The sequence below is a fragment of the Burkholderia cepacia genome, from assembly GCF_001718835.1.
GTDB lineage: Bacteria > Pseudomonadota > Gammaproteobacteria > Burkholderiales > Burkholderiaceae > Burkholderia > Burkholderia cepacia_F.
In genome coordinates this window covers 1,525,336-1,537,885 of the sequence record NZ_CP013444.1, presented here as the reverse complement: position 1 = coordinate 1,537,885, position 12,550 = coordinate 1,525,336, and the positions used below count along the sequence as shown (strand labels likewise).

The window sequence follows — 12,550 nt, the reverse complement described above, 5'->3', positions numbered from 1 at the left end:
GTCGGCCAGACGCGGTCGGCTAGACGCGAGCACTTGGGTGTTGAAGTTGAACCGCCAGCAAGGAGGTCGTATGGAACTGCACATTCAATCGCACCATTGGGAGCGTCGTACGCCGGACTGGGTCGCCGCCGCCGTGGCCGGTCTTGCAGGCGGTGCGCTGGTGATCGTGCTGGAATTCTTCTGGTCGACCATGGTGCTGTATGAAAGCCCGTGGCAACCGACACACAAGATCGCGGCGATGGTGATGGGCCGCAGCGCGCTCGAACAGATGTCCACCTTCAGCTTCGGCATCGTCGCGATGGCGCTGCTGCTGCACTACGTGCTCGGCGCGGTCATGGGGATGATGCTCGCCGCGATCATGGCGCCTTTCCGCTTCGATTCGAGCGTGGGCATGGAAGCCGCCATCGGGCTGGCGTTCGGGATCGTCGCGTATGGGTGGAACTTCTACGTCATGACGGCCGTGTTCCCGTGGTTCGTCTCCGAGCGGGGTTCCGGGCCGTTGCTGGCCAACCTGTTGTTCGGCGTGGTCACCGCGATCGTCTACGGCATGCTGGAGCGGCGCAGGTCGCGCACATGAACAGCCCCTGAACACCCGGCGCCCTCCGGGGCACCGTATATATGGGGCGTGCGTCCCCTGTGGGCTTCCTTGCACGATGCGGAGGAGAGGACTACCTTTCCTCTAGAGCCGCTTACAACACGCAACACGCAGCGAAGCGGCTCCAGCCAGTGACTCGCAGCGAGGCGGCCTATGGCCCTTGCGATTGCCCTGGTCCTGATCATCGTGTTGGCGGTGGGGTTTCACTTTGCCAGTCCGTGGTGGATCACGCCGATCGCGTCGAACTGGGTGCGCATGGACGACATGCTGACGATCACGCTCGTCATCACCGGCGCGTTCTTCATCGCCATCAACCTGTTCATCGTCGTCGCGCTGGTGCGCTATCGCCACCGCGGCGGGCATCGCGCGGCCTACGAGCCGCACAACCGGCGGCTCGAATGGTGGCTGATCGGCCTGACCGCCGTCGGCGTGGCGGCGTTGCTGGCGCCGGGGCTGTTCGTCTACGCGGACTACATCCGGCCGCCGCGCAACGTGCTGCAGATGGAGGTGCTCGGCCAGCAATGGCAATGGCGCTTCCGTTTCGCCGGCCCCGGCGGCAAGCTGGGCACGACCGACGTGCGCTACATCGGCAACGACAACCCGTTCGGCCTGAACCCAGCCGACCCCAACGGCCGTGACAATTACCTGATCGAGACGCCCGAGGTGCATCTGCCGCTCAACCGGCCGATCCAGGTGCTGACGCGCTCGCGCGACGTGCTGCACGATTTCTACGTTCCGCCGTTCCGGGCGCGGATGAACATGGTGCCGGGCATGGTGACCACGTTCTGGTTCACGCCGACCAAGGCCGGGCGCTACGACATCCTGTGCGCGCAGCTCTGCGGGATCGGGCACGCCGGCATGCGCGGCGTGGTGGTCGTGGAAGACGAAGCCGCGTTCTCGCGCTGGCTGGCGCGGCAGACCACGTTCGCGCAGCAGCAACTCGCCCACGTGCAGGCCGCACCCGCCGCTGCCGGCGGCAGCGCGCACGCACTCGCCGAACTGGGCAAGACGCTCGCGGCGGCCAAGGGCTGCGTCGCCTGCCATACCGTGGACGGCAGCCCGCTCGTCGGCCCGACCTGGAAGGGCCTGTACGGCAAGACCGAAACGATGGCCGACGGCAGCACCGCGAAGGTGGACGAAGCCTATCTGCGCGCGTTCATCCGCAATCCGACGGCGCGGGTCGTGAAAGGCTTCTCGCCGATCATGCCGCACTTCGACCTGAGCGACCAGGAACTGTCCGCGCTGGTGGCGTACATCGAGGCGCAAGGCGGGCCGCCCCCCGCCGGTACCGCGGCCAGGCAATAGCGGAGCAGAAACCATGACCTACGCGCACACCGACCACGCCCCGCACAGCTTCTGGACCCGCTATGTCTGGAGCCAGGACCACAAGGTCATCGCCGTGCAGTATGCGATGACGGCCATCGCGATCGGGCTGGTCGGCCTCGTACTGTCCGACCTGATGCGGCTGCAGCTCGGCTTTCCGGGCAAGTTCGCGTTCATCGACGCGAACCGCTACTACCAGTTCGTCACGATGCACGGGATGATCATGGTGATCTACCTGCTGACGGCGCTGTTCCTCGGCGGCTTCGGCAACTACCTGATCCCGCTGATGCTCGGCGCGCGCGACATGGTGTTCCCGTTTCTCAACATGCTGAGCTACTGGGTCTACCTGCTGGCCGTGCTGGTGCTGGTGGCGAGCTTCTTCGTGCCGGGCGGGCCGACCGGCGCGGGCTGGACGCTGTATCCGCCGCAGGCCATCCTGCCGGGCACGCCGGGCGTCGAATGGGGCATCGTGCTGATGCTCGTGTCGCTGGCGATCTTCATCGTCGCGGCGACGATGGGCGGCCTGAATTACGTGACCACCACGCTGCAGGCGCGCACGCGCGGCATGACGCTGATGCGCATGCCGCTCACGGTGTGGGGCATCTTCATCGCGACCATCATGGCGCTGCTGGCGTTTCCGGCGCTGTTCGTGTCGGCGGTGATGATGCTGTTCGACCGGACGCTCGGCACCAGTTTCTTCATACCGGCCGTGGTGTCGATGGGGCAGACGCTCAGGCATGCCGGCGGCAGCCCGCTGCTGTTCCAGCACCTGTTCTGGTTCTTCGGGCATCCGGAGGTCTACATCGTCGCGCTGCCGGCCTTCGGCATCGCGTCGGACCTGATCAGCACGCACGCGCGCAAGAGCATCTTCGGCTACCGGATGATGGTATGGGCCATCGTCATCATCGGCGCGCTGAGCTTCGTGGTCTGGGCGCACCACATGTTCATCGCCGGCATGAACCCGTACTTCGGCTTCTTCTTCGCCACCACCACGCTCATCATCGCCGTGCCGACCGCGCTCAAGGTCTACAACTGGGTGCTGACGCTGTGGCGCGGCGACATCCACCTGAGCGTGCCGATGCTGTTCGCCATCGGCTTCATCAGCACCTTCGTGCTGGGCGGGCTGACCGGGCTCTACCTCGGCAACGTGAGCGTGGACATCCCGCTGTCGAACACGTATTTCGTGGTCGCGCACTTCCACATGGTGATGGCCGTGTCGCCGATCCTGGTGGTGTTCGGCGGCCTCTACCACTGGTACCCGAAGGTGACCGGCCGCATGCTCGACGACAGGCTCGGGCGCGCGCATTTCTGGATCACCTTCGTCGGCACCTATGCGATCTACTTCCCGATGCACTATCTCGGCATCCTCGGCATGCCGCGGCGGTATTACGCGTATCAGGGCTACAGCTTCATCCCGCATTCGGCGCAGACGCTCAACACGTTCATCACCGTCGTCGCGCTGATCGTCGCGGCCGCTCAGCTGCTGTTCCTGTTCAACCTCGCGTGGAGCCTCGTGCACGGCCGGCGCGCCGACGGCAACCCGTGGCGGGCCACCACGCTGGAATGGCAGACGCCGCAAACGCCGCCCGCGCACGGCAACTGGGGCGCGGCGCTTCCCGTCGTCTACCGCTGGGCATACGAATACAGCCCGCCGGGGCAAGAGGAAGATTTCGTGCCGCAAAACCAGCCGCCCGCGACGGTGCCTGAACCGGCCCACCCGGCGCTTCACCCCGGCGAGGCCCGCGAATGACCACGCTGCCGCGCCCCTTCGTTCACGACGCGCCACCCGGCTTGCCGAATGCGGGCCGCACCGGCCTGGTCGTCTTCATGGCGGTCGCGACGACGTTGTTCTCGCTGCTGCTGCTCGCCTATGCGATGCGCATGCGCGAGCCCGACTGGCAGCCGATCCCGCATCCGGCGCTGCTGTGGTGGAACACCGGCGCGCTGGCGCTGGCCAGCGTCGCCATGCAGCGAGCCCGGCGGATGGGCCCGCACCGCACGGTGTGGCTGGTATCCGGCGGCGTGCTGGCGGCCGTGTTCGTGATCGGGCAACTGACTGCCTGGCACATGCTGTCGGCGGCCGGGGAGACCGTCACCGTCAATCCGTCCAACAGCTTCCTCTACCTGCTCACCGGCCTGCACGGGGCGCATGTGCTGGGCGGGCTGGCGGCGTGGGCGGTGACGGTCGCGCAGGTCGGGCGCGCGGACCCGTTCCGGGCCCGGCGCGTCATCGAGCTGTGCGCGCTCTACTGGCATTTCCTGCTCGCGGTGTGGCTCGTGCTGCTGGCGGCGATGTGGTGGCTGACCCCCGGGATCGTCGCCGCCGTCTGCGGGCCGCTGTATGGAGCCGCGCCATGACCGCGCCCACGGCTCCCACCGGATCCGCGGCCGATTCGCCCGCGGCCCCGCCCACCGATGCTCCGTCCGCCGACGCTCGGCCCGACGGCTGGCGCGGCATCGTCACGGACTGGTCGGCCGATCGCGAGGCCTTCAAGGTGCCGTGGGGCAAGGCGATGATGTGGATCTTCCTGCTGTCGGACACGTTCGTCTTCAGCAGTTTCCTGATCGGCTACATGACGGTGCGCATGTCGACCACGGCGCCGTGGCCCGATACCGCGAAGGTGTTCGGGCTCAGCGTGGGCGGCGTGGAAGTGCCGTTGCTGCTGATTGCGATCATGACGTTCACGCTGATCAGCAGCAGCGGCACGATGGCGATGGCCGTCAACTTCGGCTACCGGCGCAACGCGAGGCCCGCCGCCGCGCTGCTGCTGGCGACCGCGCTGCTGGGCGCCACCTTCGTGTCGCTGCAGGCGTTCGAATGGAGCAACCTGATCTTCCGGGAAGGCATCCGCCCGTGGGGCAATCCGCTGGGCGCGGCGCAGTTCGGCGCGTGCTTCTTCACGATCACCGGGTTCCACGGCTTTCACGTGACCTGCGGCGTGATCTACCTGCTGCTGATCGCACGCAAGATCCTGCAGCCGGGGTTCACCGAACACGGCAACTTCCAGATCGTCGAGATCGCCGGCCTGTACTGGCACTTCGTCGACCTGGTGTGGGTGTTCATCTTCGCGCTGTTCTATTTGTGGTGAGGCAGGCCATGGACCATACCGATCCCGCCGATCGACCCGACGCCGCGCACGGCCAGCAGCATCCGATCGGCCTCTACCTGAAGATCTGGGGCCTGCTGTTCGTGCTGAGCACGTTGTCGTACCTGGTCGACTATTTCAACGTGCAGGGGCTGTTGCGCTGGGTGCTGATCGTCGTGCTGATGATCGCCAAGGCAGGGCTGATCGTGTCGATCTTCATGCACATGATGTGGGAGCGGCTGGCGCTGGTGTACGCGATCCTGGTGCCGCCGCTGTGCCTGCTGGTGCTCATGGTGCTGATGGCGGCGGAGGCGCATCACACGTTCGGGATGCGGGAACTCTTCTTCCATTGACCCGTTCGACGCAGTTCGGCGCAATCAGCAATCAGCAATCAGTACACGTCCCGCATGTAGCGGCGCGCCTTCGCGAGCCGCGCGACGTACTCGCCCGCCTTGTCGTCCGACATGCCGCCATGCTCGGCGACGACGGCCTTCAGCGCGGTGTCGACGTCCTTCGCCATCCGCGCGGCGTCGCCGCACACGTAGAAGTGCGCGCCTTCCTCCAGCCACGCGAACAGCTCGGCGCCCTGCTCGCGCATCCGGTCCTGCACGTAGATCTTGTCGGCCTGGTCGCGCGAGAACGCGAGATCGAGCCGCGTCAGGAAACCGCTGTCGCGCATCGCGCCCAGCTCGTCGCCGTAGTAGAAGTCCGTCTGCGCATGTTGCTCGCCGAAGAACAGCCAGTTGCGTCCGCGCGCGCCGCGCGCCTGCCGCTCGTGCAGGAAGCCGCGGAACGGCGCGACGCCCGTGCCGGGGCCGACCATCACGATCGGCACGTCGCCGTTCACCGGCGGCCGGAAATGCGCGGACTTCTGCACGAACACGGGCACGCGGCCGTCGTCCGCGCGATCGGCGAGGAACGTCGATGCGACGCCTTTGCGCGCGCGCCGGCCGTTGTGATAGCGCACGGCCGACACGGTCAGGTGGATCTCGCCCCGGTGCGCGCTCGGGCTCGACGCGATCGAATACAGACGCGGCTGCATGCGCTTCAGCATCCCGACGAGCTCGTTGCCCGACAGCTCGACCGGAAACTCGTGCAGCACGTCCGCGAGCTGTTGCCCCCACAACCATTGCTTCAGGTCGCCCTTGCGGTCGTCGCCGAGCAGCGACTTCAGCGCGCCGTTCGCGCTGCGCGACGCGATGAACGCGAGCGTGTCCGGATGCGGGCGCGTGATGTCGAAATGACGCGCGAGTGCATCGCCGAGGCGCATGTCGCCGACGCCGCCGACCGTCACCGGCGTGTCGGCCTTCAGCGCGGTGAGGTCGAGCAGCTCGTCCACCAGCGCCGGGCAGTTGGTCGGCCACACGCCGAGCGCGTCGCCGGTTTCGTATTCGAGGTTCGCGCCTTCGGTCGACAGCGACACGTAGCGCGTGTCCTTCGCCGCGCCCGGGCGGTTGAGCCGCAGGTTCGCGACGAGCTTCGACGGTGCCGGATGCGCCTTCGTCGGCAGCGCGCCCGACGGGATCATGCCTTCCGCCGGCACCGCGTGCAGCGCGGCGTCCGCCTCCTTGATCCGCGCGACGACGCGTTCGAGCCACTGGTCGGCATCGCGCTGGAATTCGACGTCGCAATCGACGCGCGGCGACAGCCGCTTCGCGCCCAGTTCCGCGAGCCGCGCGTCGAGCCGGCGGCCATGGCCGCAGAACTGGTCGTAGTTGCGATCGCCGAACGCGAGCACCGCGAAGTGCACGCCGTCGAGGCGCGCGGCGCTGCCGGCCTGCAGCGCGTCCCAGAATTCGCTGCCGTTGTCGGGGGCGTCGCCGTCGCCGAACGTGCTCGTCATCAGCAGCACGTATTGCGCCCCGGCGAGCGATGCTGCGGGATAGTCGGACATGCACGCGGTGCGGATCTCGAAGCCCGCGTTCATCAGCTGCGTCGCGTAATCCTCCGTCAACGATTCGATGTTGCCGGTCTGCGACGCCCACAGCAGCACGACCTTCGGCCGCGTGCGCACGATCCGCACGCCGCCCGGCGCGGGCGCATCGGCGGCATCGGCGCGCGCGCCCGCGAGCGCCGCGGCCGGCTCGCCCTGCGCGGGCAGCGAGCGGCTGAACAACCCCGCGAGCATCCCGTCGAGCCAGCGGCGCGTCGGCGCGGCGAGCGGCGCGCCGGCCGGCAGCACCGGCACGCCGCCCTCGCGCCGGCCCGCGTCGCTGCGCAGGCCGCTGACGAAGCCCGCGACGTACTGGCGCTCCGCATCGGAGAGCGCCGGCGGCGCCGTGTCGGCAATGCCGAGCGCGGCCGCGAAAGTGTCGATGTCTGCCATGTCGAGTTCCTCGAACGCAGGGGCGCCGTGCGCGTCGGCCGTGCCGCGCTGCGGGGTGTCGTCGTCCGCGTGCGCGGCGCTCGCGGCGGCGACCCGGCTCAGCGCGACCGCGCAATATTTCAGTTCGGGTTGCTGCGATTCGGGATCGATCGCGTCGTTCGTCACCGCGTTGATGCACAGGTCGTCGCCGTACACGTCGTTCCAGTGCATCGGCGCAAAGCAGTTGCCGCGCCGCACGCGTTCGGTCACGACGGCCGGCAGCACCGCGCGGCCGCGCGCCGAGCGGATCTCGACGCTGTCCTTCGCGGCGATGCCGAGCGCGCTCGCATCGTCCGGGTGCAGCTCGACGAACGGGCGCGGGTTGAGCTTGTTCAGCATCGCGACCTTGCCCGTCTTCGTCATCGTGTGCCATTGATGCTGCAGCCGCCCGGTGTTCAGCACGATCGGGAACGTGTCGTCGGGCAGCTCGGCCGGATCGACGTGCGGCCGCGCGAAGAAGCGCGCCTTGCCCGAAGTCGTCGGGAACGCGAGGCGCGGCACGCCGCCGTCCGCCGCCGTGCGCAGCGGCTGGCTCACGCCGTCGTTCAGGTAGCGCACCGGATTGCGATCACGTGCCACGCCCGGCGCGCACGGCCACTGCAGCGGCGCATCGGCGAGCGCCGCATGGCTCGCGCCGCGCAGGTCGTAGCCCGTCGCCGGATTCGAGAAGCGGACGATCTCGTCGAACACGTCGGCCGCCGACGCATAGTCGAACGCGTCGCCGAACCCCATCGCGCGCGCGACTTCCGCGACGATGCGCCAGTCGGGCAGCGCGTCGCCCGGCGGCGCGACCGCCGCGCGCATCAGCGTCATGTTGCGCTCGGAGTTGATCATCACGCCGTCGCCCTCGGCCCACAGCGCGCCGGGCAGCAGGATGTCCGCATAGCGGTTGGTTTCGGTATCGAGAAATGCGTCCTGTGCGATCACGAGTTCCGCAGCCTGCAATCCGGCGATCACGTTCTGCCGGTTCGGCACCGTGGCGACCGGGTTCGTGCAGATGATCCAGCATGCCTTGATGTCGCCGGCCGCCATCCGCTCGAACAGGTCGACGGTGCCCTTGCCGGTTTCCTTGCGCAGCGTACCGGCCGGCACGCGCCACAGGTTCTCGACGAAACGGCGATCGTCGTCGGACGCCACCGCGCGCTGGCCCGGCAGGCCGGCGCCCATGTAGCCCATCTCGCGCCCGCCCATCGCGTTCGGCTGGCCGGTCAGCGAGAACGGCCCGCTGCCGGGGCGGCAGATCCTGCCCGTCGCGAGATGCAGGTTGCAGATCGCGTTGGTGTTCCATACGCCGTGCGTGCTCTGGTTGAGCCCCATCGTCCAGCAGCTCATCCATTCCTGCGCGTCGCCGATCCATTGCGCGGCCGCGCGCAGGTCGGCTTCCGCGAGCCCGGTGATTTCAGCCACGCGTTCGGGCGTGTAGTCGGCGAGGAACGCGGGCATCGCGTCCCAGCCTTCGGTGTACGCGTCGATGAACGCGCCGTCGGTGCGGCCGTTCGCATGCAGCAGGTGCAGCAGCCCGTTGGTCAGCGCGAGATCGGTGCCCGGCCGGATCTGCAGGAACAGGTCGGCCTTGTCGGCGGTGCCGGTGCGGCGCGGGTCGACGACGATCAGTTTCGCGCCGGCCTTCACGCGGTCCATCATCCGCAGGAACAGGATCGGGTGGCAGTCGGCCATGTTCGCGCCGATCACGAGGAACAGGTTCGCGCGATCGAAATCCTGGTACGACCCGGGCGGACCGTCCGCGCCGAGCGACTGCTTGTAGCCGGTGCTCGCGCTGGCCATGCAGAGGCGCGAGTTCGACTCGATGTTGTTGGTGCCGACGAAGCCCTTCGCGAGCTTGTTGACGAGGTATTGCGCCTCGATCGACATCTGCCCCGACACGTAGAACGACAACGCGTCCGGCCCATGTGCGTCGAGCACCGCGCGCAGCCGCCGCGCGGTGTCGGCGATCGCGTCGCGGGCCGGCAGCGGCACGAGGTCGTCCTCGCGCGCCCGGCGCACGAACGCGCGATCGAGCCGCCCCGAGCGGCGCAGCGCGACGTGCGCCGACGAGCCCTTGGTGCACAGCCGCCCGAAGTTGCTCGGATGGTCGGCGTCGCCGGACACCTTGACGACTTCGCCTTCCTCGACGTGCAGCACCATCCCGCAGCCGACGCCGCAGTACGGGCATACGCTCTTGACGGGGGTGGCGGTCATGCGCGCTCCGGGCCGGTCAGGCCGCGATCCACACGAAGCCGTCCTCGACCCGCGACGGATACGCGCTCACCGATTGCTCGGGTGCTTCGAGGCATTCGCCGGTACGCAGGTCGAAATGCTGCTTGTACAGCGGCGACGCGACGACGACGCGCTCGCCGAGGCTGCCGATCAGCCCGCGCGACATCACGGCCGCCTGCGACACCGGGTCGACGTTGTCGATCGCGAACACGCCGCCTTCCCCGGCATGCGCGACGTGAAAGACCGCGACCTGCTCGCCGTTGACGAGTGCACACACGCCGGTGTTCGGCACGATGTCGTCGAGCGGGCACACGCGGGTCCAGGACAGCGGAAGACGATCGTTGCTCATGGCGTTCTCCTTGCTGACGATGAACACGGCTCAAACGGTTTCGGTGTCGACCACCACCGGAATCACGACGGGCTTGCCGCGCATGCGCTCGTCGGGCGTCGCGGGCCGGATCTGGCCGCGCGTCTCGACGAATTCGATGGTCGTGTCCGGCGCATCGCTGTTCACGAAGTGGCGGAAGCGCTTGCGCGTGTCGGGATCGGTGACGGCCTTCTTCCACTCGCACTCGTAGGTATCGACCACGTGCTGCATGTCGGCTTCGAGTTCGGCGCCGATCCCGAGCCGGTCGTGCACGACGACGTCGATCAGGTAGTCGAGGCCGCCTTCGAGGTTGTCGCGCCACACGCTCGTGCGCTGCAGGCGGTCGGCCGTGCGCACGTAGAACATCAGCAAACGGTCGATGTAGCGCACCAGCGTCGCGCGGTCGAGGTCGGACGCGAGCAGTTCCGCGTGGCGCGGCTTCATCCCGCCGTTGCCGCACACGTACAGGTTCCAGCCCTTTTCGGTCGCGATGATGCCGACGTCCTTGCCCTGCGCTTCCGCACACTCGCGCGTGCAGCCGGACACGCCGAACTTGATCTTGTGCGGCGCGCGCAGCCCCTTGTAGCGATTCTCGAGGTCGATCGCGAGGCCGACCGAATCGCCGACGCCGTAACGGCACCACGTCGAGCCGACACACGACTTCACGGTGCGCAGCGCCTTGCCGTATGCGTGGCCCGATTCGAAACCGGCGGCGATCAGTTCCTCCCAGATCGACGGCAGCTGCTCGACGCGCGCACCGAACAGGTCGACACGCTGGCCGCCGGTGATCTTCGTGTAGAGCCCGTACTTCTTCGCGACCTGGCCGACCGCGATCAGCCCTTCCGGCGTGACCTCGCCGCCCGGCATGCGCGGCACGACCGAATACGTGCCGTCGCGCTGGATGTTCGCGAGGTAGTAGTCGTTCGAATCCTGCAGCCCCGCGTGTTCCTTCTTCAGCACGAATTCGTTGAAGCACGACGCGAGGATGCCCGCCACCGCCGGCTTGCACACGTCGCAGCCGAGGCCATGGCCGTGCTTTGCCAGCAGTGCGTCGAACGTCGTGATGCGCTCGACGCGGATCAGGTGGAACAGCTCCTGGCGCGAATGCGCGAAGTGCTCGCAGATATGGTTGTTGACCGCGAGGCCCTGCTTCTTCATCTCGGCCTTCATGATCTGCGTGACGAGCGGCACGCAGCCGCCGCACGACGTGCCCGCGCCCGTGCACGACTTCAGCGCACCGAGGCTCGTCGCGCCATCCGCCACCGCCGCGCAGATCTGCGACTTCGACACGTTGTTGCACGAGCAGATCTGTGCGCCGTCAGGCAGCGCGTCGACGCCGAGCGCCGGCTTCGCGGCGCCGTCCGACGACGGCAGGATCAGGAATTCCGGCGACTCGGGCAGCTCGATGCGGTTCAGCATCATCTGCAGCAGCGTGCCGTATTCGGCTGCGTCGCCGACCATCACCGCGCCGTGCAGGAACTTGCCGCAGTCGGACACCACGAGCTTCTTGTAGACCTGGCGGCGCTCGTCCGCGTACTGGTAGGTGCGGCTGCCGGCCGTCGTGCCGTGCGCGTCGCCGATGCTCGCGACGTCGACGCCCATCAGCTTCAGCTTCGTGCTCATGTCGGCGCCCGCGAATGCGGCCTCGGCTGCACCGTTCGCATCGCCGCCGAGCTGCTTCGCGACCACGCGCGCCATGTCGTAGCCGGGGGCGACGAGGCCGTACACCATGCCGTTCCAGGCCGCGCATTCACCGATCGCGTAGATGTCGGCGTCGCTCGTGCGGCACGCATCGTCGATCGCGACGCCGCCGCGCGGGCCGATTTCCAGACCGCATGCACGCGCCAGTTCGTCGCGTGCGCGAATGCCGGCCGAGAACACGATCATGTCGGCATCGAGGTGCGAGCCGTCGGCGAACGCCATCCGGTGCGTGCCCGCCTCGCCGTCGACGATCTCGAGCGTGTTCTTGCCCGTATGCACGGTCACGCCGAGCGCCTCGATCTTCGCGCGCAGCATCCGGCCGCCGCCGTCGTCGACCTGCATGGCCATCAGCCGCGGCGCGAATTCGACGACGTGCGTGTCGAGCCCCATGTCGCGCAGCGCCTTCGCGCATTCGAGGCCGAGCAGCCCGCCGCCGACCACGACGCCGCGCTTCGCGTGCGTGCCGCACGCCTGCATCGCCTCGAGATCCTCGATCGTCCGGTACACGAAGCAGCCTTCGCGATCGTGCCCCGGCATCGGCGGCACGAACGGGCGCGAACCCGTCGCCAGCACCAGCTTGTCGTACGCGAGCGTTTCACCGGACGCGAGCGTGACCGTATGCGCGGCGCGGTCGATCGACGCGACGCGCGCGTTCAGGCGCAGGTCGAACTGCGGATGACGCTCGAAGAAGCCGGGTTCGACGAGCGACAGGTCGTCCGCCGACTTGCCCGCGAAGAATTCGGACAGGTGCACGCGGTCGTACGCGGGGCGCGGTTCCTCGCCGAGCACGGTGACCTGCAGCGCGCCCGTGGTGCCTGCAGCGCCCGCTTCCGCCGCGACGCATTCGAGGAGCTTGTGGCCGACCATGCCGTGGCCGATGACGATGAGTTTCATGG

At 68.2% G+C, this 12,550-nt stretch carries 9 protein-coding genes; 6 read left to right on the top strand and 3 right to left on the bottom strand.

The genetic code is table 11. The annotated features are described in order from the left end of the window. The first annotated feature begins 70 nt into the window (after positions 1-70). The 6 genes from WT26_RS27035 to WT26_RS27010 all read left to right on the top strand — a co-directional run bounded on the left by WT26_RS27035 (position 71) and on the right by WT26_RS27010 (position 5,357). Positions 71-577 carry a hypothetical protein gene (locus WT26_RS27035; protein WP_069274356.1) on the top strand — a complete coding sequence of 169 codons (507 nt, stop codon included), beginning with the start codon at positions 71-73 and terminating at the stop codon, positions 575-577. A 171-nt stretch (positions 578-748) separates the two neighbouring features. Continuing rightward, complete coding sequence (locus WT26_RS27030) at positions 749-1,900, top strand: c-type cytochrome (RefSeq protein ID WP_059524064.1); 1,152 nt, start codon at positions 749-751, stop codon at positions 1,898-1,900. 13 nt (positions 1,901-1,913) lie between these two features. Further along, positions 1,914-3,668: a cytochrome c oxidase subunit I gene (gene ctaD, locus WT26_RS27025; protein ID WP_059902810.1), complete on the top strand. Its 1,755-nt coding sequence runs from the start codon at positions 1,914-1,916 to the stop codon at positions 3,666-3,668. Beyond that, the gene (locus WT26_RS27020) at positions 3,665-4,276 is read left to right on the top strand and encodes a cytochrome c oxidase subunit 3 (protein ID WP_059524068.1); all 612 of its coding nucleotides are present in this window, start codon (positions 3,665-3,667) and stop codon (positions 4,274-4,276) included. The genes ctaD and WT26_RS27020 overlap by 4 nt, the downstream gene beginning before the upstream one ends. Next, on the top strand, positions 4,273-5,007 hold the full coding sequence (locus tag WT26_RS27015; protein WP_069274355.1) for a heme-copper oxidase subunit III family protein: 735 nt from the start codon (positions 4,273-4,275) through the stop codon (positions 5,005-5,007). The genes WT26_RS27020 and WT26_RS27015 overlap by 4 nt, the downstream gene beginning before the upstream one ends. An 8-nt stretch (positions 5,008-5,015) precedes the next feature. Continuing rightward, positions 5,016-5,357 carry a cytochrome C oxidase subunit IV family protein gene (locus WT26_RS27010; RefSeq protein ID WP_069274354.1) on the top strand — a complete coding sequence of 114 codons (342 nt, stop codon included), beginning with the start codon at positions 5,016-5,018 and terminating at the stop codon, positions 5,355-5,357. 38 nt (positions 5,358-5,395) lie between these two features. Here the strand turns inward: WT26_RS27010 and WT26_RS27005 are convergent, their stop codons facing one another. The 3 genes from WT26_RS27005 to nirB are packed head-to-tail and all read right to left on the bottom strand — an operon-like array spanning position 5,396 to position 12,548. Further along, positions 5,396-9,568 (bottom strand): bifunctional nitrate reductase/sulfite reductase flavoprotein subunit alpha, encoded by a 4,173-nt coding sequence (locus tag WT26_RS27005; RefSeq protein ID WP_069274353.1) that lies wholly within the window; start codon positions 9,566-9,568, stop codon positions 5,396-5,398. A gap of 16 nt (positions 9,569-9,584) precedes the next feature. After that, on the bottom strand, positions 9,585-9,935 hold the full coding sequence (nirD, locus tag WT26_RS27000) for a nitrite reductase small subunit NirD (protein WP_069275156.1): 351 nt from the start codon (positions 9,933-9,935) through the stop codon (positions 9,585-9,587). A gap of 30 nt (positions 9,936-9,965) precedes the next feature. Beyond that, entirely contained in the window at positions 9,966-12,548 is a 2,583-nt protein-coding gene (gene nirB, locus WT26_RS26995) for a nitrite reductase large subunit NirB (protein ID WP_069274352.1), read from the bottom strand. Between the last annotated feature and the right edge of the window lie 2 nt (positions 12,549-12,550).

Coding starts and splice junctions, on each gene's coding strand:
- nirD (WP_069275156.1), bottom strand. CDS start 9,935: ATGAGCAACGATCGTCTTCCGCTGTCCTGGACCCGCGTGTGCCCGCTC.
- WT26_RS27005 (WP_069274353.1), bottom strand. CDS start 9,568: ATGACCGCCACCCCCGTCAAGAGCGTATGCCCGTACTGCGGCGTCGGC.
- WT26_RS27035 (WP_069274356.1), top strand. CDS start 71: ATGGAACTGCACATTCAATCGCACCATTGGGAGCGTCGTACGCCGGAC.
- WT26_RS27030 (WP_059524064.1), top strand. CDS start 749: ATGGCCCTTGCGATTGCCCTGGTCCTGATCATCGTGTTGGCGGTGGGG.
- WT26_RS27015 (WP_069274355.1), top strand. CDS start 4,273: ATGACCGCGCCCACGGCTCCCACCGGATCCGCGGCCGATTCGCCCGCG.
- WT26_RS27020 (WP_059524068.1), top strand. CDS start 3,665: ATGACCACGCTGCCGCGCCCCTTCGTTCACGACGCGCCACCCGGCTTG.
- nirB (WP_069274352.1), bottom strand. CDS start 12,548: ATGAAACTCATCGTCATCGGCCACGGCATGGTCGGCCACAAGCTCCTC.
- ctaD (WP_059902810.1), top strand. CDS start 1,914: ATGACCTACGCGCACACCGACCACGCCCCGCACAGCTTCTGGACCCGC.
- WT26_RS27010 (WP_069274354.1), top strand. CDS start 5,016: ATGGACCATACCGATCCCGCCGATCGACCCGACGCCGCGCACGGCCAG.